Origin of the sequence: Psychrobacter sp. UBA6739 (assembly GCF_002453835.1) — a bacterium.
Taxonomy (GTDB): domain Bacteria; phylum Pseudomonadota; class Gammaproteobacteria; order Pseudomonadales; family Moraxellaceae; genus Psychrobacter; species Psychrobacter immobilis_A.
This window is the reverse complement of record NZ_DKHR01000016.1, coordinates 1-21,734: the sequence shown is the minus strand read 5'-3', so window position 1 is coordinate 21,734 and position 21,734 is coordinate 1. Positions and strand designations below refer to the sequence as shown.

Sequence of the window (21,734 nt, the reverse complement as noted above, 5' to 3'; positions counted from 1 at the left end):
CACTTTGGTGAACGACCCTGCCCTTTTACTCTCTTTTATTGACTCACTGACCGTTTGGGCTATTACTTTCTATGAATAAACCGCTAACCCCCAATACTGAACAGGTCAATCGTGTTTTCACCAGCCGTATTATTATCCTTGGAATTCTGATATTTATTGGATTGAGCGGCTTGATCGTGCGTTATGGTTACCTACAAGTCTATGCGCACGATAAGTATACGACGCAAGCAGACAATAACCGTATTAAACTGATCTCTGCACCGCCCAGCCGCGGCTATATTTATGATCGCAATGGGATCATATTGGCAGACAACCAGCCCGTATTTACGGCCATGTTAAGCCCTGATGAAGTTGAAAATCCAGAGCGTACGCTAAATTTGCTTGCGCCTATTTTTGAGCTAACAGATGAAAATATTACCGATATTTTAGCGCGACTGAGTAAAAGCAAAAACGATCCTGTGACCATTAAAATTGACTTAACCGATGCCCAATTGGCGCAGTTTAGTGAGCGCAAACCCTTTTTTCGCGGTGTGACCATTCAAAGCAAACTGACACGTTCATACCCTTATGACGAGCTATTTGCACACGTCATCGGCTATGTTGGGCGTATCAATGATAAAGAAACCAAACGCATTGACAAAGATCGCTACGCTGGCACTGACCTTATCGGTAAAATCGGTATCGAAGATTATTACGAGGATATATTGCTAGGGCAACCGGGTTATCAGTCGGTAGAAACCGATGCTCTTGGCAATATTTTGCGTCAATTAGACACTAAACCACCCGTAGCTGGTAATGACATTACGCTGAGCTTAGATTATGGCTTACAGCAAGTCGCCCAGCAGCAGCTAGACGGTCGTCGCGGCGCTATCGTGGCAATCGATCCAAAAAATGGTGATGTATTGGCGTTTGTCAGTAATCCAAGCTATGACCCCAACCCTTTTATCTCAGGCATCTCCTTTAAGGATTATGGCAATCTGCGTGAAGATCTGGATCAGCCGCTCTATAATCGTGCGCTACAAGGGACATACCCACCCGGCTCTACGATTAAACCTTTTGAAGGCTTAGGCGGCATTCATTATGGGCTGCGCAATTGGGAAACCACTATCTATGATCCCGGTTACTTTAGCTTACCAGGAGACTCACATCGATTCCGTGACTGGAAACGCGGTGGTCACGGTACGGTAGATCTCAAAAAATCTATCGTGATGTCAGTGGATACCTATTATTATAAATTGGCTTATGAGATGGGTATTCAGCGCCTACATGATTGGATGGCACGTTTTGGATTTGGTGAACCAACAGGTATTGATTTGCCCAATGAAAAATCAGGAATTATGCCGTCACCAAAATGGAAAAAAGACACCTATGATAAAGGCTGGTTGTCGGGTGAAACCATCTCAGTCAGTATCGGGCAGGGTTATTTCTTAGCCACACCATTACAGATTGCCAATGCAACCGCCATGACAGCGAACAAAGGCTATCACATTACTCCGCATCTACTAAAAAGTAGCGATGGTGCAGCACAAGTTAACGTAATCACCAAACCCGATGGTAAAATCGAATATAACGGCAAACCGTCTGACTGGCTACGTATGCACGATGCGATGGAAGAAACCGTCAAGGCAGGTACCGGACGTGGGATTTATACGCCTCGCTATCGTATTGCGGGCAAAACAGGTACTGCGCAAGTCAAGTCCATTGCGCAAGGCAAACGCTATGATAAATCTGCCATAGACAAACGTCACTGGGATCACGCGTGGTTCAATGGTTTTGCACCCGTAGAAAATCCTGAGATTGCGCTCGCAGTACTGGTCGAAAATGGTGGCGGTGGTAGTGTGGTTGCAGCACCTATCGGTCGCGCACTATTTGACTACTGGATATTACAGCGCAAAAACGACCCTATCTTGCCACCAACGGCTGATCAATTAAAAGTCATCAAACGCCAAAAAGCTTTTGAAAAATTGATGCGTAATGCTCAGCGTGAAAAAGAAGAAAAAGCGCTAGAAGAAAAGGCAGAGGTGGAAGCAGCCACAGCCGCCACGACCTCTGAGTAAAAATACGCTAAACGAGATACGGTACATATAAATATTATGAAAAAATCTATAAGCAGCCGCGAGCATAGGAACAATCATAAAAGCAAAAATATAGTTGCGGGCGACGTGCGGATCATTGGTGGTCAGTTTAAACGCCGTGTTGTACGTTTTATTGACGCAGAGGGTCTACGTCCGACCCCAGATCGCTTGCGAGAGACACTGTTTAGCTGGTTACTTCCTGATATTCATGGCGCTTATGTGCTTGATAGCTGTGCTGGTAGCGGTGTCTTAGGTTTTGAAGCACTGTCTCGTGGTGCCGCGCACGCCACCTTTATCGAAATAAATCCTGCGCAAAGTAATATGCTGCGTCAAAGTGCTGAACAGTTGCATCTGAGCACTGATACCCATCAAATTATCCAAGGCACTGCAGAAAGAGTATTGATGCAAGAGCAGATTGTTCCGCGCCCTTTCAATATTGTATTCATCGATCCACCGTATGCTCAAGATCTGTGGCAACCTATTTTAATGGCATTGATTACCCAGTCGTTAATTGATAGTGAAACCCTGATTTATCTAGAAGCGGATAAAGATTTAGAGAACCAATTAAAGCAAATGGAAGAGACGCTTAATAAAAATCCAGATATCCAATCAGGTACTATTCAGCAAATAATCCGCTTTGAATGTGTGAAACAGACTAAGGTTGGACAAGTTGTTGCTGGACTTTATCGTTTATCATCGTCATAATTGTCGGGTTAATGCCTGCCATTAACAAATTTTACAAATGTTTAGAACCGCTAAAAACTGGCCAACGCTGCAGTTTAATGTATATAAGGCGAAAATAAACCCCAATGCAGCTTGCAAGCGTAGGCACTACTGCTTATAATGTGCAGTCTGTTTTTTGAGAGCCCCGTTCCCAGCTAAACTCTCAACGAATTCTAATTTTAAGGTTTTATCATGAAAACACTTAGTGCAAAACCAGCTGAAGTGACCCATGACTGGTATGTCGTAGATGCTGACGGCAAAACCCTTGGTCGCTTAGCCACTCAAATCGCTAGTCGCTTACGTGGCAAGCATAAGCCTTCTTTTACGCCGCACGTTGACACTGGTGACTTCATTGTTGTCATCAATGCTGATAAAATCACGGTAACGGGTAAAAAAGCGCAAGATAAAAAATACTATCGTCACAGTGGCTACCCAGGTGGTATCAAGGAAACCAACTTCAGTAAGTTGCTTGCACATAAGCCTGAAGATGTTCTACACAAAGCAGTTAAGGGTATGCTTCCAAAGGGCCCTCTTGGCTATGCGATGATCAAGAAGCTGAAGCTATATGCGGGTACTGAACATCCACATACTGCACAGCAACCTAAAGAACTAGACATCTAAGGATATACTTATGGAACGCAATTACGGAACTGGTCGCCGCAAGACGTCTACTGCTCGTGTCTTTTTAGCTAAAGGTACTGGTAGCATCGTTGTTAACGGTAAGCCACTTGATGAGTATTTTAGCCGTGAAACTTCACGTATGGTTGTTCGTCAGCCTCTAGAATTACTTGACTCACCTACTACTTATGACCTTTACATCACTGTAAAAGGTGGCGGTATTAGTGGTCAAGCTGGCGCAATCCGTCACGGCATCACGCGTGCATTGATTGAGCTAAACGAAGCCAACAAACCTGCACTAAAAGCAGCTGGCTTTGTTACTCGTGACTCACGTCAAGTTGAACGTAAGAAATTGGGTCTACGTAAAGCACGTAAACGTCCACAATTCTCGAAACGTTAATCAAAGCTATCTCTTATCTTTTTGCGGCTGTTGTCTTTATCTCAGAGCGACAGTCACAATATTAAAGAAAAGAGTAGATTTGCAAAACCTTATAAGCTGTCCGCAGCTTATAAGGTTTTTTTATGGCTGATGACTTTTGCATTTACTCGTGATTTTGTGCGTAACTCACCTTGCAAAGCAATGCTGACTACCCCATCATGATGATAACTTTTCATTCTTAGTAACAATTTTATGAAAGCGCCTGAACAATACGATCCCAGCAAACCATCTACCAAAATCAGCCTGCCACCATCAAGTACGCAGCAGCCTGCTAAGTCCCCAGCGATACCTGCTGGCATGCCAACGATTACCCAAAATCATAAGCGCACAGCATCCATAGAAAAAAAGCCTTTTCAATGGCAGTTTTTGTTGCCTAAATATTGGGGCATTTGGCTATTGGCAGCAATGATCTTACCCATTATATATTTGCCGCTACGTTGGCAGTTTTGGCTGGGACGTCAGCTGGGCATATTTATCTATAAAGTAGCAGGCTCACGTCGGCGTGATACGCTTATCAACTTGAAACTGGCGTTTCCAGAAAAGCCAGACGTCGAGCGCGAATTGATGGCAAAACAAGTCTTTGTCAATCAGGGCATTGGTGTGTTTGAAACCTTATGTGCTTGGTATCGTCCAAATGTTTTTACTCGTACCGTTTCAATTTCGGGATTACAGCACGTTGTCAATGCACAGAATGAGGGTCGTCCTGTCATTTTACTGGGCGCTCATTATACGATGCTTGATCTGGGCGGCATGCTCTGTACGCAGTTTTTTCCGATGGATGGGATGTATCGACCGCAGAATAACGCGCTACTTGATTGGTTTGTTTATAATGGTCGTGCCAGTATTCTTAGCAAGCAGATAGCCAGTCGTGACATGCGCAGTTTTGTTGAATCAATTAAAGCCGGTCACGTGATTTGGTACTCACCTGACCAAGATTATGGTCTAAAACAAGGCGTCATGGCACCATTTTTTGGTGTGCCAGCAGCGACTATTACAGCATCACGGCGCATGGCAAAATTGGGCGACAAGACACATTCACCCGCATTAATGGCGCTGCATACTTACCGGCAGACACCAGACAGTTTACCCAAAGGCAAACGCCCGCACTATCATCTAACGATTACCCCAGAAATTCAAAACTATCCAAGTAACGATGAGTTGGCTGATGCGACGCGAGTCAATGAGTTGCTAGAGGGGTTGATTCGTATTGATCCCACTCAGTGGATGTGGTTCCATCGTCGTTTCAAAAATGGTCCTGATGGTCGTACTGATATCTATAAGTAAGCGTGTATTGCTACGAAAAATGGCCAGAAAATTTGCTATACTTTGCAGCTTATATTACCTACATATAAATAACAATTAATTTATAATAAATTGAAAAACAAAACTTTTATAAATAAAACCTTGATGAACCAAATAATGGATTTACCATGAATAACACTCATATTTCTGATAACCAAAATTCTGACAACCAAGCTCCTGATCACTCAACGCAAGTCAAACGCATTTTGACGGGCATTAAACCGACGGGTACCTTGCATTTAGGAAATTACGTTGGCGCGATTCGTCCAGCCATTCAGTCTATCCAAAACAGTGATGACGAAGCATTCTTTTTTTTAGCAGATTACCATGGCATTATCGGCTGTTATGATCCTACTATTATTCATGAATCGACCAAAGCCATTGCAGCGACTTGGCTTGCCTGTGGTCTGGATCCTGAGCGCGTCACTTTTTACCGTCAATCAGATGTGCCGGAAATACCAGAGCTTGCTTGGATTTTGAACTGCTCATGTGCCAAAGGTTTAATGAATCGTGCTCATGCTTATAAAGCAGCTGTTGATATTAATATGAAAAAAGAAGACGTCGATCCTGATCAAGGTATTAATATGGGATTGTTTGGCTACCCTGTACTCATGGCAGCAGATATCTTGATATTTAATGCCACACATGTACCTGTCGGTCGCGACCAAATTCAGCATGTTGAAATGGCACGTGATATTGCTGGTACCTTTAACCATCGCTATAAAACGCTCTTTACCTTACCATCTGCCGTTGTAGATGACGATATCCCATTACTAACGGGTTTGGATGGTCGCAAGATGAGTAAGAGCTATGGCAATACCATTCCGCTATTTGGTGATTCTAATCCACAAGTTAGCGCCGAAAAGCAGATGCATAAAGCCATCATGAAAATTGTGACCAACTCACAACTGCCTTCTGAGCCAAAAGACCCTGACGATTCGGCTATTTTTGAGATTTATAAAGCCTTTGCTACTCCTACAGAAATTGCTGATATGCGCGCGCAGTTTGCCGCTGGTATCGGCTGGGGCGATGCTAAACAAGCCCTGTTTGAGAAAATAAATACGGAAATAGCACCCTTCCGCGCGCGTTATGAGCATCTTATGGCTAACCCAAAAGAGCTAGAAGAAATCTTACAAATGGGTGCAGAAAAAGCCCGTCGTCATAGCCGTAAGCAACTAGATAAAGCGCGTCGTGCCATTGGTATCCGTCCACTTGCCAAACTTAAATAATAAACAAAGTATTGGTAGATATTATTAATGTCGATGCATGAAGGTTTTGAACGTACTTATTTTTTGTCTTATTGTCAGTCTGTATATGATACGGACAAAGCGTATGACTCTGAGCAAACGAATAGACTTAATCGTCATCGTCATGTAGAACTGGATTCTGCTCAATTTCTAGCCAATATTGCCATGATAAGAAAGCCCAATAAAGTACTGGAGATTGGTACTTCAACTGGGTTTTCTACATTATGGCTTGCTTATGGTTTACGTCGCCAGTCTAACATTGAGTTTATATCGTTAGATATAAATAAAAGCCGAAGCGATGCTGCTAGGAAACACTTACAGAATACTGGTTTATACCCTCTCGTCAGGTTAATAGTGCAAGACGCCTTTGTTTTTCTAAATGAGACTGATGACATTTTTGATTTGATATTTTTAGATGCGGAGCGTCAGTTTTATTCCAATTATACCGAACGTCTACATAAAGTATTAAGTGTTGGCAGTGTTCTTATTGTAGATAATGTCATCTCTCATGGTGGTGAGGTTTGTGAATTCTTAACAGAATTCATAAATAATTCTCGTTATATTTGTCATACTTTGGATATTGGTGCAGGATTATTTATGGCAGTATGTCAGGAACCTTAAGCATGATAGATATATTTGATACTACTGCTATTCGCATTTACCAGACATCCGTACAACATCTACCAGAAGATCTCTATGTGCCGCCGCAAGCCTTTGCCATTTGGCTTGAGCAGTTTGCCGGACCATTAGATTTCTTGCTATATTTGGTCAAAAAAAATAATGTTGATCTGACCCAAATGCCGATACTACCCATAACGGAGCAGTATTTGGCTTACATCAGCGAATTAGATACCGAGCATTTTGAATTGGCAGGCGATTATCTTTTGATGGCGTCCACGTTGATTGCCATTAAAACCGAGCTATTGCTGCCCAAGCCTGAAACTCCGAGCGATGAGCGTGATCCAAAAGCAGAACTGATTGAGCGCCTTGAAGAATATGCGCAAATCAAAGTAGCCAGTCAACGCTTAGATAATCTGGTGCGTCTTGAGCGTGATGTGTTTTTGGCCATGGTCAGTATGCCCGGTCAAGACGTCATGAATGCGGAACTACCTAGCTATTCGCCAAACCTTTTGATTGACAGCCTATTTAAAATGCAACTGCAGCCCGATTATCAAATGCATACCATCAAAGTCGATGCTGTTCCGCTTGCTGATCGTATTGCCAGTATTAGCCGACAGCTCAGTACGGATGGCGAGCGCTCTTTTTATGAGCTACTAGATAAAACACAAGGTAAAATAGGTGTGGTTGTCAGCTTCGTCGCCATACTAGAGCTGATAAAACGACAGTTGGTTGGTATCGTAAATACTGATTTAGAAAGTCACCCTACCACTGACAATAATAATGCTGAAGACCGTCATATTAAACCCTTAACGTTACAGTGGTTGGCATAGTTATTATTCACCTATCTATTCCTATAAATATCGATACACATTATCATTTAAAAAGAGTCGCTTCCTAATGACAGATACTGACAATACCAAGCAAGATCATGACAAACCATCCTCATTATCTACCGCTTTACTGTCATTGACCGAAGAGCAGCGACAGCATCTAGAAGACTTAAGCAAGCATATCGAAGTGCTATTACATGCGTCAGAAGCGCCCCTCACCGCCACTGTTTTAAGAAAACACCTGTCTTTAACGGCTAAAGAGCTAACACAGGCTTTGGCACTACTAAAACAGCGCTTGGATATGGGCGTGCTAAGCTTGCACGAAACTGCCAGCGGTTATCGACTGCAAGTCGCGAATAATTATAGTGCCTTAATTCAACGCGTCTTCCCGCAGCGCCAAGAACGCCTGAGCCAAGCCTTACTTGAGACGCTTAGTGTGATTGCTTATAAACAGCCAGTGACTCGTAGCGACATAGAGCACGTGCGCGGTGTGACGCTATCAAGCAATATACTGCGTCAACTATTTGATAAAGGCTGGATTGAAGAGAAAGGTTACAAAGAAACCTTGGGTCGCCCAGCATTGCTACAGACCACGCCACAATTTTTAGATGCCTTTGGACTGAGTGAGTTGAGCGAGTTGCCACCGATGCCAGATATCAGCGCCATCAAAGCGATGTCTTAAGCCTTTAGAGCGTGAAGCCTTTAAAAATCATTAAGCAATTAAAACATAGTATAGAAGAGATTTAGCAGTATTTTCCAGAGAATCTTTATTCAAAAAAAAGACAGACCGCATAGGATCTGTCTTTTTTATTTAATCAATAAAGCCGTTGATTAGCCATCAATAATTGGCTCTTGCTAACGGCCTATTATTGATTGATAACATCAACGCCTTTTGGTGGCGTAAACTTAAACTGACTGCTACTGATGCTTGGGTTTAGTTTGATACTACTGAATTTGATGGAAGTGGTTTGACCAAGGCTGTCATTTAGCACCATCATTACGGGCTTCCCACCGCTAAAACTCATTGATAAGCTCTTAAAGCTGGCACTGTCTGATTTTGGGTACAGCACGTAGTAATTTTTATTATCATATGGCTGGGTAATTTTGAAATTCTTGTCAATTTGGCTTGGGTCGCCTGATAACAGCAGTGCTGGCGTATTGCCAACTTGGCTATCAACGTTTTGCTTGGTGGCTTGCTCTAAATCCTTGTCATAAACCCACATGGAGTTACCATTAGCGACGATCAGTTGCTGTGATGGCGACTTTGTTTCCCAGCGGAAATTATTTGGGCGTTGTACACTCATCGTACCCGTAAAAGTACCACTGTTGGCACCTTTGGTCGTTTGGCTAAAGTTAGCCGTCATGCTTTTGGTATTTGTCAGCAGCTTGTTTAAACGTTTGGCAGCGGTCAAATTATCAGCTGGTGCAGCAGTAGCTGATTGTGTCAATACCATCATCGGGGCTGCGACACCAAGCGATGTCATTAATACACCAGCTAAAGCACCGCTCATCATTTTTTGTTTTAAAGTTGTTTTGTTGGTTAATAAAGTCATCATAAATCCTCTCTAAAAATGCATAATCGCTTAAAAATTGTCGCTTTAAAGTAAGACATCTTATTAAAATTTTTGTTTTCCATAAATATTTATCTAGCAGCCATAAAACGGGTGCTCATAAACAATGACAACAGTGTGCCAGTTTTTTTATTACACGCCTAGTCATGATTTGCAATCTTTACTACCGCTGCCATACACGCTTGTAACTACTCTTTTGACCATTATTGTGATCATAAGTGGCTACACAATAATAAACCGCATGGATGGTGAGTTTTTTGACTATTCATTATTTCCTAACGTTATTTACTAATATTGTTTAGCAGCATAAAGCCAATTTAGCATCCTTAACCCCTACGAAAATGACTAAAAAAAAGCCCCTACTACCAAACGGTAATAGAGGCTTTTTAGTCATCGGATTATTTTAGTCTTTGACTAAAACAACCTAGATGGGCAATTATGCGCTTTCAACCATTACATAACGACGGTTGAACTTACCTTTGGTCGCAAACTTTACCACACCGTCATTCAGTGCAAATAAAGTATGGTCACGACCCATGCCAACGCCTTCGCCTGCGTGGAATTCTGTACCACGTTGACGAACGATGATGTTACCAGCTGTGATAGCTTGGCCACCAAAGATTTTAACGCCTAGCATTTTTGGGTTTGAATCACGACCATTACGGCTTGAACCGGCAGCTTTCTTATGTGCCATGGGAAAATCTCCTTGTTAATTTGACTTATCGCTGATGCGATAACTCTTAAGCATTTAGTGCACTATTTAGCAGTAATTGCTAAGTGGATAATTAGGCATTAATGGCTTTGATTTTTAACAAGGTATACCATTGGCGGTGACCTTGCTCTTTGTGATAATGCTTACGACGGTTGTGCTTAACGATACGGATTTTTTCGCCGCGACCATGTTCAACCACTTCAACTTCAACGCTAGCACCTTCAACGATAGGCTGACCGATTTTGACAGTTTCGCCGTCAACAATCATCAATACATCTTCGAATTTAATTGTTGCGCCAGTTTCTGCTTTTAGTAGTTCAACTTTAAGCAACTCATCGACAACTACACGGTGCTGTTTACCACCAGTTTTGATTACTGCGTACATTGTATGACTCCGTTTAACCCGTGTGCCGTGGCTGATGTTATACCAACGCTTTTACGACGAACACGACAGGGAAAAATTAAAGGCAAGATTTTACGGCTTTTTGCTCATAAAAGCAAGCCGTCTATCTCACTTGTTTGACTGGTTTTTGTAAGGCAGTTACACGAATAACCACCTCACTTTTTATTATATCTACTGCTGATTAGGAGCGCATCTAAGATGCTACTCCAACAAAAAAACACTATATAATAATAGCGGCTATTATAACTTATATAATCAGCGACTTACAGCCTTTTATACATCTCTTAAATGACCTTAAATACCGCCGATAAATGACCATTAATTATAGTGAAATTTCAGCCAATTTTTACAGTTTTTATGTCAATTTCTATATATAGTAAATCTTATATAAAAGATAGGCGCGATGTTTTAGGCACTTTTTAACCCACAATCTAAAGGCATAGCTATGCTATTATAGAAAATAATGCCTTACCTATCTATAAAACTAAGGCTATAAAAAATTCTCTTTATTCTTATTAATATGACTATTTATTATGACCAGCATCCCTTCACATAAAACAGATTCAATGACTCAATCAACGCCTAATTATGCTGATATCCAAAGTATCGTGGCGGATGATTTTGAGATTATGGACAAGCAAGTATTCGGTAGTCTTAATTCCAAAGTTCAACTGGTAATGAGTGTCTCACAGCATGTAATCAATGCTGGTGGTAAGCGCATGCGCCCGCTGATTACCTTGTTATGTGCACGCATGTTTGAGGACAAGCCCTCAGAAAAAGCCATGCATCTAGCCGCTATTACTGAAATGCTGCATACAGCGACCTTGGTTCATGACGATGTGATTGATGAGTCAGGACAGCGCCGTGGTAAGCCGACTGCTAATGCCACTTGGGATAATGCCACCGCGGTACTGGTCGGTGACTATCTGATTGCTCGCGCCTTTAATTTATTAGTTGGCTTCCAAAGCCTGCCACTGTTGCAAGTATTCTCAGATGGCACCTGTGATATCGCTGAAGGCGAAGTATTACAGCTCCAGCATCAGCACAACCCTGCCGCGACAGAAGAGGATTACTTGCGCATTATTGATGGTAAAACCTCGCGGCTGTTTATGATGGCGACTCAAGGCGCTGCAATTTTACAAGACAGAATAGAGCATATGCAGGCTTTAGGCGATTTTGGTCAGCACTTTGGCAATGCTTTTCAAATTATCGATGATGTACTCGACTATAGTGGTGATAGTGAGATAATGGGCAAAAATTTAGGAGACGACCTCGCTGAAGGTAAGCCAACCCTGCCAACCATCAAAGCGCTTGAGCTGCTAAAAGACAGCGACATCGAAGGCTATGAGCAGTTGCGTGTCGCTGTACAAACTGGAAAGACACCAAATGCTGAACAACTTATTGAGTTAGTGCGCCGCTCAGGATCATTAGATTACTGTAAGCAACGCGCTTGGGAAGAAACCAAGCTGGCGCAACAAGCATTGAGTACGCTACCTGACAATCGTTATCGCACAGGCTTATATCAATTGACTGAATTGGCTAGCGCACGCTTGCTGTAGTCAGTATCGTCATAACAGCTGTCAATACTTGCGGCTAGCAGCCATTAACTGTTGATAAAGACCCTTAATGAGTAATTGTGTTAATGGTCACAGTTAATAGTTGCTAAAGTTTTTGTTTTGTTGGCAAACCTTATTTATCATTCATTAAAGACCTTACAATCTATATGGTTATACTATTTTCACAAAAGTTTACAATTATTTCTCATTGACCGTTGTATGACTGTACATTAGCTGTTAATGAAGATGGCGCTTGCCATGACAGTATTTCATGCATTCACAAAAGCTGATATTACGGTTTCTAACCATAAATCCTGCGCTCAACTACTTGACTGTGGGGTTATCCCGATAGTTTATAATTACTCGTTAACTTTACTAATCAAGGTTGTGGTTTGGCTACAGCTTTGATGCTTAAGATTCTTACACCGATACTTGATACTTATATCGCTATTAGAGATTCTAATAGTGATGTTTGGCTAAATTCATATTATTAAGAACAAATTTAGCCGAGAAAGTAAAGCTCATTAGAATCAATACTCATTTTTATATTCAATACGCTTAGATTTATTGATAAACTTTTTATACTGTCATTACTTATTTTATACCTATTGCCGAGGACATTGATGAAGCACTCTACTCTTGCGCTTGTAATAGCATCTGTACTATCTGGAGCTGTACTGATTGGCTGTGACAAAAACGAGGACGCCGCTGGCGCAGATGCCGCACAGCAGCAGATGCCGCCTGCGGTTGTTAACGTCCAGACTGTCACGCTCGATACTGTACCCCAAGTACAGACTTTTTCTGGACGTACCACGGCTTATCAGACTGCCGACGTCCGCCCACAAGTTAATGGCGTTATTGACGAAGTATTGTTCCGTGAAGGCGGCAACGTCAAAAAAGGCCAGCCACTTTATCGTATCAATACTGATAACTACGCTTCTTCTGTCACCAGTGGTCAGGCAGCAGTGCAACAAGCACAAGCAAATTACCAGACTGCACAAGCAAATAATGCCAATGCAAAAGCCGAGCTAGCCAGCCGTCAGGCATCATTGGCACAAGCACAAAATGATTTACAGCGCTTACAAGGCTTGGTCAGCATCGACGCCATCTCAAAGCAGCAGTATGAGCAGGCACAAACACAAGTACGTACTGCACAAGCAGCGGTACAAAGTGCGGTCGCCGCTGTTGGACAGACACAAGCAGGCATCGAAAGTGCAAAAGCAGGCATTCAAACTGCTCAAGCGGGTTTAGATGCTAGTAACCTAGATCTTAACCGTACCATCGTACGTGCCCCGCTGTCAGGTCGTACTGACCGCTCTAGTGTCACCGCTGGTACTTTGGTCAGCGCAGGTCAAGCTGATCCGCTGGTGACTATCTCACGCTTAGATCCTATCTATGTTGATATCAGTCAATCATCCTCTGAGCTATTAAAACTGCGTCAGCAAATCGCTGAAGGCAAAGCACAGCCGGGCATGAATTCGGTTGAGTTGGTATTAGAAGATGGCTCAGTCTACCCAGTACGCGGCAAGCTTGCTTTATCTGAAGCAAAGGTTGACGAATCAACAGGCGCTGTGACCTTGCGTGCTATTTTCCCTAACAGCAATAACATCTTGCTGCCTGGTATGTATGTGACGGCACGTTTGACACAGAGCGTGATTACCAATGCTGCATTGGTACCGCAAAGCGCCGTAATGCGTACACCAAAAAGTGAGACGCAAGTTTACATCGTTGATGAAAATAATAAAATCCAAGTACGTCCTGTCACTATTAATGGCACTTATAAAGGCCAGTGGGTTGTCACTGACGGCTTACAAGCAGGAGACAAGATAGTTGTTATCGGCGGCTCAAAAGTTAAGCCTGAACAAGAGGTGGTCGTTAAGCCATTAGAGAATCCAAACCCAGCACCAGCTAAAGAAGGTGCCTCTAATGCCCAGACGCCGCCGCAAGCTGCTAAAGCGATGGATAAGCCAGTTAGCAAAGATGCCACTGCTCAGAAACCAGCAGAGTCTACCGCTAACTAATTCCATTCAAAGATAGGAAGACTAGGAATATACTATGTCACGTTTTTTTATTAATCGCCCTATTTTTGCATGGGTTATGGCTATTTTAGTCATGCTCATCGGGGTGATATCGGTCATTAACTTACCGATTGAGCAGTATCCACGTATTGCACCACCGACGATTTCAGTCAGCGCAAGCTATCCTGGTGCTAATGCTCAGACGGTTGAAGATTCAGTCGTTCAGATTATTGAGCAACGCATGAAGGGTCTTGATGGTCTGATGTATATGTCGTCATCGAGCTCCTCGAATGGTGCTGCATCCATTACGCTCACTTTCGAAAATGGTACAGATTCTGATACTGCACAGGTACAGGTACAGAACAAACTCCAAGCCGCCATGAGCTCACTACCCGAGTCGGTACAGCGTCAAGGCGTCAACGTTAATAAATCCTCTAGCAGCTTTTTAATGGTGCAAGGTTTTATTTCTGAAGATGGCAGCATGGATCGTGCGGATATCGCCGATTATGTCAACTCAAACGTTGTTGACCAGTTAAGCCGTGTGGAAGGTGTTGGTGAAGTACAAGTTTTCGGTTCTGCTTATGCCATGCGCATTTGGTTAGATCCGGCGCGCTTACGTAGCTATAACATGGTGCCAGCGGATGTGGTTGAGGCAGTACGTGCACAAAACGCCCAAGTATCTGCCGGTCAGCTAGGTCAAGCACCTGCTGATACCAGTCAACAGGTTATCAATGCGACTGTCACGGTTCAAAGCTATCTACAAACGCCTGATGAATTTAAAAATATTCTATTAAAAACCGATACCGCTGGCGCAAAAGTGCGTTTAGGTGATGTGGCAGAGGTTGAGATTGGTAGTGCAGACTACGGCGTAGTGTCGCTATACAATGGTAAAGAAGCAGCTGGTCTTGGTATTTCATTGGCGGGTGGTGCAAACGCACTGGAAACTCGTGAAGCCGTTGGGGCTCGTATGGCAGAGCTGGAAGCAAACTTCCCAGCAGGTCTAACATCCGTTATCCCTTATGACACCACACCATTTGTGCGCTTGTCTATCGAACAAGTGGTTATGACACTGCTTGAGGCAATTGTTCTCGTATTTATCGTTATGTTCGTTTTCTTACAGAACTGGCGTGCGACTATCATTCCTACTCTTGCCGTACCTGTCGTACTACTTGGCACCTTCGCTGTACTTTACATCGCTGGTTTTAGTATTAACGTCTTGACCATGTTTGCCATGGTACTATCCATCGGTCTGTTGGTCGATGATGCGATCGTCGTCGTCGAAAACGTTGAGCGTATCTTGGAAGAAGATCCTGATATCTCTATTAAGGATGCTACCGTACAATCGATGGGCGAGATTAGTAAAATCGTTATCGGTATTGCGCTGATTCTATCTGCCGTATTCGTACCGATGGCATTCTTCGGTGGCTCAACAGGTGTGATTTATCGTCAGTTCTCTATCACCTTGATTACCAGTATGGTGCTATCGGCCTTAGTAGCGCTTATCTTTACCCCTGCCCTTTGTGTGACCTTACTCAAGCGTAGCAAGAGCCATGATAAAGGTAATACAGAAGAGCAAAAAGGCTTCTTTGGTTGGTTTAACCGCTCGTTTTATAAAGTCAGTCGTAGTTACGAGAATTTAGTTGGCAAAAGTTTCCGCTTGAAGTGGCTATACTTAATTCTTTATGCTGCCATTATCGGTATTATGGCAGTGGTATTCTTACGTATTCCCGGCTCGTTCTTACCAGAAGAAGATCAAGGTATTATGTTTACCTTGGTTCAGTTACCTGCTGGCGCGACGCTTGATGAAACGCAAGAAGTGCTCGATAAAGTCAGTGATTATTACAGTACCCAAGAAGGCGATAATATCGCTTCAGTCTTTACGATCGCAGGTTTTAGTTTTGCAGGACAAGGGCAGAATATGGGACTGGCCTTTGTACGTTTATCGGATTGGGCTGATCGTCCCGGTGAAGAAAACACTGCACAGGCTGTCGCTGATCGCGCCATGGGTTACTTCTTTACCCAGCTAAATGAAGCCCAAGTATTTGCGATTGTACCGCCAGCCATTACCGAACTTGGTAACGCCAGTGGTTTTGACTTAATGATTCAAGACACCGGTAACCTTGGTCATGAGGGTCTACTCGAAGCACGTAATATGCTGCTTGGCATGGCTGCGCAAAACGACAAAGTCGCAGGCGTTCGTCCAAATGGTCAAGAAGATGCACCGCAGTTAAAAGTGAATATTAATCAAGAGCAGGCCGCTGCTTATGGCTTGTCACTTGCTAGTATTAATAGCGTTATTTCTACCGCTTGGGGCTCAAGTTATATTAATGACTTCGTCGATCGCGGGCGTATTAAACGCGTCTTTGTTCAAGGTGAACCAAGCAGCCGCACTAACCCTGAAGATATTGCTAAATGGTATGTACGCAACGATGTAGGTGAAATGATTTCATTTGATGCGTTCTCTAGCAGCGAATGGCAATCTGGCTCACCGCGTCTGACCCGTTATAACAGCTTACCATCGATGAATATTCAAGGTAGTGCTGCACCCGGTCTAAGTACGGGTGAAGCGATGAGTTCAATGGAAGCAATGATGGAGAATCTGCCTGAAGGTGTGGGCTATGAGTGGACGGGTATGTCACTTGAAGAGCAAAAGTCAGGTGCACAAGCGCCGATGCTATACGCGCTCTCAATCTTGGTGGTATTCTTATGTCTAGCAGCCTTGTATGAAAGCTGGTCCATTCCCTTCTCTGTGCTATTGGTCATTCCACTTGGGGTATTAGGTGCAGTCATCTTTACTTGGCTACGTGGCTTTAATAACGATATTTATTTGCAGGTAGGTCTACTCACAGTCGTTGGTCTATCCGCTAAAAATGCTATCTTAATCATTGAGTTTGCAAAAGAGCACCAAGAGGAAGGCTATAGTCTGAGAGAAGCCGTTATGACAGCAGCGCGTCAACGTTTACGCCCGATTATCATGACCTCGCTTGCCTTTGGACTGGGTGTTGTGCCATTATTTATCGCCACAGGTCCTGGTTCAGGCAGTCAAAATGCCATCGGTACCAGTGTACTAGGTGGCGTCGTGACCGCGACATTGTTAGGTATCTTCTTTATTCCCATGTTTTATATTTGGGTACGTAGTATGTTCCCGTACAAATACGAGAATAATAAACCAAATGATAAAGATGATGGTCATGGTACGCCTGACCCGAAAAACCCAACGCCTTCTGAGAATTATCAGCCTGCAAGCTTTGGAGACAATACACAATGAGTGTTCAGAAAACATATAACACCAACTCAGCAGCGGTAGCAAACATTGCTATCACTGCGCAACCAGCGGGCTCACATATGCGCAGAAATGCTGGTCGCCTAATCGGCTTGACCGTTTTAGCGATGAGCATGGCTGCTTGTAACACGATTCCAAAAGCAGATATGCGCCCTGTGCTTGCTGAGCCAAATATTCCTATCGAACAAACCTATGGGGCATTCGATAAAGAAACGGTTAGTAGCGCTGATCAAGCAAGTATTGCGGGTCAACGCTGGCAAAATTTTTATAGTGACGAGCGTTTAAAGGGCTTGATTGCTTTAGGGTTAGAGAACAACAAAGATTTTGAAAGTGCTCGTTTAGCAATCGAGAAAGCACGCGCACAGTATCAAATTACTGATCTTAATGATCTACCAGCGATTAATGGTAATGGTGGATATACGCGTCAAGCACAAAATAGAACCGACAAAAACCCCAACAGTAGCTATAACGTTAACCTAGGCTTGGCTAATTACGAGTTGGACTTTTGGGGTAAAATTGCTAGCTTAAAAGATCAAGCGCTACAGAATTTCTTAGCCACTACAGCGGCCAAAGACTCGACCCAAATCAGCTTGATTAGTAACATCGCTCAGAGCTATGCCAACTTGAGCTATAGCTTAGCGCAGTTAAAGCTGGCAGAAGCCACGGTTGAGAGTCGTGAAAAGTCCCTGTTTATCGCTGATAAACGCTTTGAAGCAGGCATTGATCCGAAGCTGCCATCTTTGCAAGCCAGTGCGTCATTAGAAAATGCCAAACTTGCTGTCCTACGGGCACAAAGTAGCATTTTAAAATCACGTAACGCCTTGCAGTTCTTGGTGGGTGGACCGATTCCAACCAATCTAATTCCAACACCAGCAGTCAGCAACATCACTAGCCAGCAGATATTTAGTGCAGGCTTACCAAGTGAGTTGCTACGTTATCGCCCAGATGTACTGCAAGCAGAATACAACCTAAAAGCCGCTGGAGCCAATATCGAAGTGGCACGCGCGTCTTATTTCCCGTCTATTAGCTTAGCCAGTAGCATTGGGGTTAGTAGCGGCAGTTTAGATGACTTATTCAAAAGCGGCGCTGTCGGTTGGTCGTTTGGTCCAAGCATTAGCGTGCCTATCTTTGACGCTGGTCGCTTAGACGCCAATTACGATGTGGCTAAAATTGAGCGTGAACAAACGCTCGCAGGCTACGAGAAATCTATCCAAACTGCGTTCCGTGAAGTGTCAGATGTACTCGCGACACGAGCCACATTGGGTGAGCAGCTCGAAGCACAATACCGTCTACAAGATAACTTTGAACAAACATTCCAGATAGCAGATGCACGCTTTAAAGCAGGTATTGCCAACTATCTAGATGTGCTAGATGCACAGCGTTCATTGTTCTCAACGCAGCAAGGTATTTTGGATTTAGAGCTACAAAAAATTGTGAGCCAAGTCGAGCTATACCAAGTGCTGGGTGGCGGTGCCAATCTGGATGTACCAACGGCGATTCCTGTACCGCATAAAAACTTAGTGCAACTAGTGAATCTACCTGCCAATAGCAATAAAGCAAAAGCGGCAAATGCTATCGATGCGGTTAGCTCAGCACGAGTTGCTTCTGCACAAGAAGCAAACGCCATTAAACAAGCGCAACCATCGGAAACGGCCACTTTTGAGCCAACCGCTGTCGTTGATGTCAATAATGATGGCAAAAAAGATGCTGCCATAGGAGTCGTTACCAAACAGACGACGTATAACGAAACCAGCATTGAGCAAGTACCGGTCACGCAGATCGTTGAGCCTTAAACACTCATAAATAGTGTGAGGTGATTTCCTTCACATTGATAGTCGATAAGTACAAAAAGCCCTACCGACTTGGTAGGGCTTTTTGCTTTTGTAAGGTGCTTTTAGTTATAGTAGGGAAATTAGCTTACACATACTTTTATCCACTTATTAATGTCCGTGATATAAAAAAACATATGCTTCAAAACAGCTTATTTAATCAAGCTGATAAATAACAATGACTAAAATCTAATGAGGACAAATCATGACTTATACCTTTAACCGTCAATTCCCTGAAACTCGTCTACGTCGATTACGCTACAACGATAACGTACGCGCGATGATTCGTGAAGTTGAGCTGCATCCTAAGCACTTTATCGCCCCTGTCTTCGTCTTAGAAGGCAAAAATAAGCGCGAAGCAATCGCTAGTATGCCAGGCGTTGAACGCTTATCGATTGACCTGCTGATCAACTATGCCAAAGAATTATTAAGCGAGGGCGTCACTACCATCGACATCTTCCCTGTTATTGATAATTCCTTAAAAACACCCGACGGTAAATCAGCTTATGACGAAAACGCCCTTACTGCTCGTACCGTAAAAGCGATCAAAGATGCTGTGCCTGAAATGGTGGTAATGACCGATGTGGCGTTAGATCCTTATACCTCGCACGGTCAAGATGGACTGCTGGATGATTCAGGCTATGTCGTTAACGATGCAACGGTTGAAGTATTGGTTAAGCAAGCATTAGTACACGCTCGCGCTGGTGCTGATATCATCTCGCCTAGTGATATGATGGATGGCCGTATCAAAGCTATGCGTGACGCCTTTGAAGCCGAAGGCTTTGTGAATACCGCTATCATGGCTTACTCTGCCAAATATGCTTCTGCATACTATGGCCCGTTCCGTGATGCAGTCGGCAGTGCTGGCAACCTAAAAGGTGGACACAAGAAACAGTACCAGATGGATTTCGGTAATCGTGCTGAAGCGCTGCACGAAGTGGCGATGGACATAGCCGAGGGTGCAGATATGGTCATGATTAAGCCGGGTCAGCCGTATCTAGACCTTATTCGTGAAGTTAAAAATACCTTTGGCGTACCGACCTTTGCTTATCAAGTGTCTGGTGAATATGCGATGCACATGGCTGCGATTCAAAACGGCTGGCTAACCGACGCGGTGATTTTAGAATCGTTAATTGGTTTCCGCCGTGCGGGTGCTGATGGAATTTTGACGTATTTTGCGCTAGAAGCCGCTCGTCAGTTGAATAATGCGTAATATAAATTAAGCAGCTTTTTATTTATACCGTCAATCTATCGCGCCAACTGTAATCAATCAGCTGGCGCGATTTTTTATTGGTCTTATTTTAATACCTCAATAAAACTTATAAACGTGTACGCTCGTGTGGCTCATTAAAATCAAGCACTGGACCAACAGGAATGATACGCGTGGGATTGATATTGGCATGGCTAATATAATAATGCTGCTTGATATGATCAATGCTTACCGTCTCTGCAATACCTGACACTTGATATAAATCACGCAGATAGCCCCAAAGATTGGGACAATCAACAATACGGCGCATATTACATTTAAAGTGTCCGACATATACCGCATCAAAACGCACCAGCGTAGTAAATAAACGCCAATCCGCCTCAGTAATCGTATTACCTAGCAAATAACGCTGATCTGTCAAACGTGCCTCTAGCGTCTCTAATACATCGAATAGCTCCGTCACCGCTTCTTCATAAGCCTCTTGTGTGGTCGAAAATCCTGCTTTATAAACGCCATTATTAACCGCAGAATAAACGAGATCATTAACTGCATTAATTTCTGCTAATAACTCGGTTGGTAAAAAATTACCTGCTAGTGCCCCAACCTCATCAAAAGCTGAGTTAAACATACGAATGATCTCAGAGGACTCATTACTGACGATGGTATTGGTTTTTTTGTCCCATAATACTGGTACCGTCACCCGTCCTGTATAGTCAGGCTTTGCCGCCGTATAAATCTCATATAAGTAATTAGCATTTACGATAGGATCAGCAATCACGCCCTCGCCCTCTGCAAACGTCCAGCCCTTATCACCCATAAATGGATGCACCACTGACAGCGAAATCAGGTCTTGCAAACCCTTTAGCTGACGGTAAATAATGGTACGATGTGCCCAAGGACATGCAAGCGAGATATATAAATGATAGCGATCAGCTTCGGCTTTAAAACCGCCAACACCTGATGAGCCTGCGCTGCCATCGACCGTGACCCAATTTCTAAAACCGGCATCTTCTCGCTCAAAACGTCCACCGCTCGCCTCCGTGTCATACCATTTGTCTTGCCATTGACCATCAACCAATAGACCCATTCCGCTCTCCTCAACATTCTATTTTGATATAATTTTTGTGAAATATGCATACTGTGAAGTCATTATAACTATCCTCACTTTATTTTGAGAATGATACCAGTTATATACTGCCTAGCTATTAGGATTTGTAGTTCTACTGACAATAAAAATAAACCAATTTCAATCACTATTTAATCTAACTACATAAGACCTCTTGCAAAAGTAGCAGAG

At 43.4% G+C, this 21,734-nt stretch carries 18 protein-coding genes; 14 read left to right on the top strand and 4 right to left on the bottom strand.

The window, feature by feature from the left end; all coding sequences use genetic code 11:
- Positions 1-71 precede the first annotated feature (71 nt).
- From mrdA to scpB, 9 genes are all read left to right on the top strand, one after another.
- On the top strand, positions 72-2,057 hold the full coding sequence (gene mrdA, locus B2575_RS03915; protein ID WP_296240260.1) for a penicillin-binding protein 2: 1,986 nt from the start codon (positions 72-74) through the stop codon (positions 2,055-2,057).
- A gap of 36 nt (positions 2,058-2,093) precedes the next feature.
- Positions 2,094-2,780: a 16S rRNA (guanine(966)-N(2))-methyltransferase RsmD gene (gene rsmD, locus B2575_RS03910; protein WP_296240259.1), complete on the top strand. Its 687-nt coding sequence runs from the start codon at positions 2,094-2,096 to the stop codon at positions 2,778-2,780.
- Positions 2,781-2,990: 210 nt separating this feature from the next.
- Complete coding sequence (gene rplM / locus B2575_RS03905; RefSeq protein ID WP_045447009.1) at positions 2,991-3,419, top strand: 50S ribosomal protein L13; 429 nt, start codon at positions 2,991-2,993, stop codon at positions 3,417-3,419.
- A gap of 10 nt (positions 3,420-3,429) precedes the next feature.
- Positions 3,430-3,816 carry a 30S ribosomal protein S9 gene (gene rpsI / locus B2575_RS03900; RefSeq protein ID WP_045447011.1) on the top strand — a complete coding sequence of 129 codons (387 nt, stop codon included), beginning with the start codon at positions 3,430-3,432 and terminating at the stop codon, positions 3,814-3,816.
- 231 nt (positions 3,817-4,047) lie between these two features.
- Positions 4,048-5,139 (top strand): lipid A biosynthesis acyltransferase, encoded by a 1,092-nt coding sequence (locus tag B2575_RS03895; protein WP_296240256.1) that lies wholly within the window; start codon positions 4,048-4,050, stop codon positions 5,137-5,139.
- Between the two features lie 146 nt (positions 5,140-5,285).
- Positions 5,286-6,386, top strand: coding sequence for a tryptophan--tRNA ligase (locus B2575_RS03890; RefSeq protein ID WP_296240255.1), 1,101 nt, complete (start codon positions 5,286-5,288; stop codon positions 6,384-6,386).
- Between the two features lie 27 nt (positions 6,387-6,413).
- Entirely contained in the window at positions 6,414-7,025 is a 612-nt protein-coding gene (locus tag B2575_RS03885; RefSeq protein ID WP_296240254.1) for an O-methyltransferase, read from the top strand.
- Between the two features lie 2 nt (positions 7,026-7,027).
- A complete protein-coding gene (locus B2575_RS03880; RefSeq protein ID WP_296240253.1) occupies positions 7,028-7,855 on the top strand; it encodes a segregation and condensation protein A in 828 nt (275 codons plus the stop codon).
- Positions 7,856-7,991: 136 nt separating this feature from the next.
- On the top strand, positions 7,992-8,537 hold the full coding sequence (scpB, locus tag B2575_RS03875) for an SMC-Scp complex subunit ScpB (RefSeq protein WP_414707414.1): 546 nt from the start codon (positions 7,992-7,994) through the stop codon (positions 8,535-8,537).
- Positions 8,538-8,721: 184 nt separating this feature from the next.
- Here the strand turns inward: scpB and lolA are convergent, their stop codons facing one another.
- The 3 genes from lolA to rplU form a co-directional block, all read right to left on the bottom strand.
- Positions 8,722-9,408: an outer membrane lipoprotein chaperone LolA gene (gene lolA, locus B2575_RS03870; protein WP_045451149.1), complete on the bottom strand. Its 687-nt coding sequence runs from the start codon at positions 9,406-9,408 to the stop codon at positions 8,722-8,724.
- Between the two features lie 454 nt (positions 9,409-9,862).
- A complete protein-coding gene (gene rpmA / locus B2575_RS03865; protein WP_055123782.1) occupies positions 9,863-10,120 on the bottom strand; it encodes a 50S ribosomal protein L27 in 258 nt (85 codons plus the stop codon).
- A 91-nt stretch (positions 10,121-10,211) separates the two neighbouring features.
- A complete protein-coding gene (gene rplU, locus B2575_RS03860; protein ID WP_010199185.1) occupies positions 10,212-10,523 on the bottom strand; it encodes a 50S ribosomal protein L21 in 312 nt (103 codons plus the stop codon).
- A 551-nt stretch (positions 10,524-11,074) separates the two neighbouring features.
- Here rplU and B2575_RS03855 point away from each other — a divergent pair.
- From B2575_RS03855 to hemB, 5 genes are all read left to right on the top strand, one after another.
- Positions 11,075-12,100: a polyprenyl synthetase family protein gene (locus B2575_RS03855; RefSeq protein ID WP_227678126.1), complete on the top strand. Its 1,026-nt coding sequence runs from the start codon at positions 11,075-11,077 to the stop codon at positions 12,098-12,100.
- 620 nt (positions 12,101-12,720) lie between these two features.
- Positions 12,721-14,118: an efflux RND transporter periplasmic adaptor subunit gene (locus B2575_RS03850; RefSeq protein WP_296240245.1), complete on the top strand. Its 1,398-nt coding sequence runs from the start codon at positions 12,721-12,723 to the stop codon at positions 14,116-14,118.
- 34 nt (positions 14,119-14,152) lie between these two features.
- On the top strand, positions 14,153-17,383 hold the full coding sequence (locus B2575_RS03845; RefSeq protein ID WP_296240243.1) for an efflux RND transporter permease subunit: 3,231 nt from the start codon (positions 14,153-14,155) through the stop codon (positions 17,381-17,383).
- A complete protein-coding gene (locus B2575_RS03840) occupies positions 17,380-19,191 on the top strand; it encodes an efflux transporter outer membrane subunit (RefSeq protein ID WP_296240241.1) in 1,812 nt (603 codons plus the stop codon). Before B2575_RS03845 ends, B2575_RS03840 begins: the two co-directional genes overlap by 4 nt.
- A 241-nt stretch (positions 19,192-19,432) precedes the next feature.
- Positions 19,433-20,440: a porphobilinogen synthase gene (gene hemB, locus B2575_RS03835; protein ID WP_055123778.1), complete on the top strand. Its 1,008-nt coding sequence runs from the start codon at positions 19,433-19,435 to the stop codon at positions 20,438-20,440.
- Between the two features lie 106 nt (positions 20,441-20,546).
- Here the strand turns inward: hemB and B2575_RS03830 are convergent, their stop codons facing one another.
- Positions 20,547-21,524 (bottom strand): glutathione S-transferase family protein, encoded by a 978-nt coding sequence (locus B2575_RS03830; RefSeq protein WP_296240239.1) that lies wholly within the window; start codon positions 21,522-21,524, stop codon positions 20,547-20,549.
- Between the last annotated feature and the right edge of the window lie 210 nt (positions 21,525-21,734).

Excerpts from the sequence above, each read along its gene's own strand:
- mrdA (WP_296240260.1), top strand. The coding sequence starts at position 72 with ATGAATAAACCGCTAACCCCCAATACTGAACAGGTCAATCGTGTTTTC.
- rsmD (WP_296240259.1), top strand. The coding sequence starts at position 2,094 with ATGAAAAAATCTATAAGCAGCCGCGAGCATAGGAACAATCATAAAAGC.
- rplM (WP_045447009.1), top strand. The coding sequence starts at position 2,991 with ATGAAAACACTTAGTGCAAAACCAGCTGAAGTGACCCATGACTGGTAT.
- rpsI (WP_045447011.1), top strand. The coding sequence starts at position 3,430 with ATGGAACGCAATTACGGAACTGGTCGCCGCAAGACGTCTACTGCTCGT.
- B2575_RS03895 (WP_296240256.1), top strand. The coding sequence starts at position 4,048 with ATGAAAGCGCCTGAACAATACGATCCCAGCAAACCATCTACCAAAATC.
- B2575_RS03890 (WP_296240255.1), top strand. The coding sequence starts at position 5,286 with ATGAATAACACTCATATTTCTGATAACCAAAATTCTGACAACCAAGCT.
- B2575_RS03885 (WP_296240254.1), top strand. The coding sequence starts at position 6,414 with ATGTCGATGCATGAAGGTTTTGAACGTACTTATTTTTTGTCTTATTGT.
- B2575_RS03880 (WP_296240253.1), top strand. The coding sequence starts at position 7,028 with ATGATAGATATATTTGATACTACTGCTATTCGCATTTACCAGACATCC.
- lolA (WP_045451149.1), bottom strand. The coding sequence starts at position 9,408 with ATGACTTTATTAACCAACAAAACAACTTTAAAACAAAAAATGATGAGC.
- rpmA (WP_055123782.1), bottom strand. The coding sequence starts at position 10,120 with ATGGCACATAAGAAAGCTGCCGGTTCAAGCCGTAATGGTCGTGATTCA.
- rplU (WP_010199185.1), bottom strand. The coding sequence starts at position 10,523 with ATGTACGCAGTAATCAAAACTGGTGGTAAACAGCACCGTGTAGTTGTC.
- B2575_RS03855 (WP_227678126.1), top strand. The coding sequence starts at position 11,075 with ATGACCAGCATCCCTTCACATAAAACAGATTCAATGACTCAATCAACG.
- B2575_RS03850 (WP_296240245.1), top strand. The coding sequence starts at position 12,721 with ATGAAGCACTCTACTCTTGCGCTTGTAATAGCATCTGTACTATCTGGA.
- B2575_RS03845 (WP_296240243.1), top strand. The coding sequence starts at position 14,153 with ATGTCACGTTTTTTTATTAATCGCCCTATTTTTGCATGGGTTATGGCT.
- B2575_RS03840 (WP_296240241.1), top strand. The coding sequence starts at position 17,380 with ATGAGTGTTCAGAAAACATATAACACCAACTCAGCAGCGGTAGCAAAC.
- hemB (WP_055123778.1), top strand. The coding sequence starts at position 19,433 with ATGACTTATACCTTTAACCGTCAATTCCCTGAAACTCGTCTACGTCGA.
- B2575_RS03830 (WP_296240239.1), bottom strand. The coding sequence starts at position 21,524 with ATGGGTCTATTGGTTGATGGTCAATGGCAAGACAAATGGTATGACACG.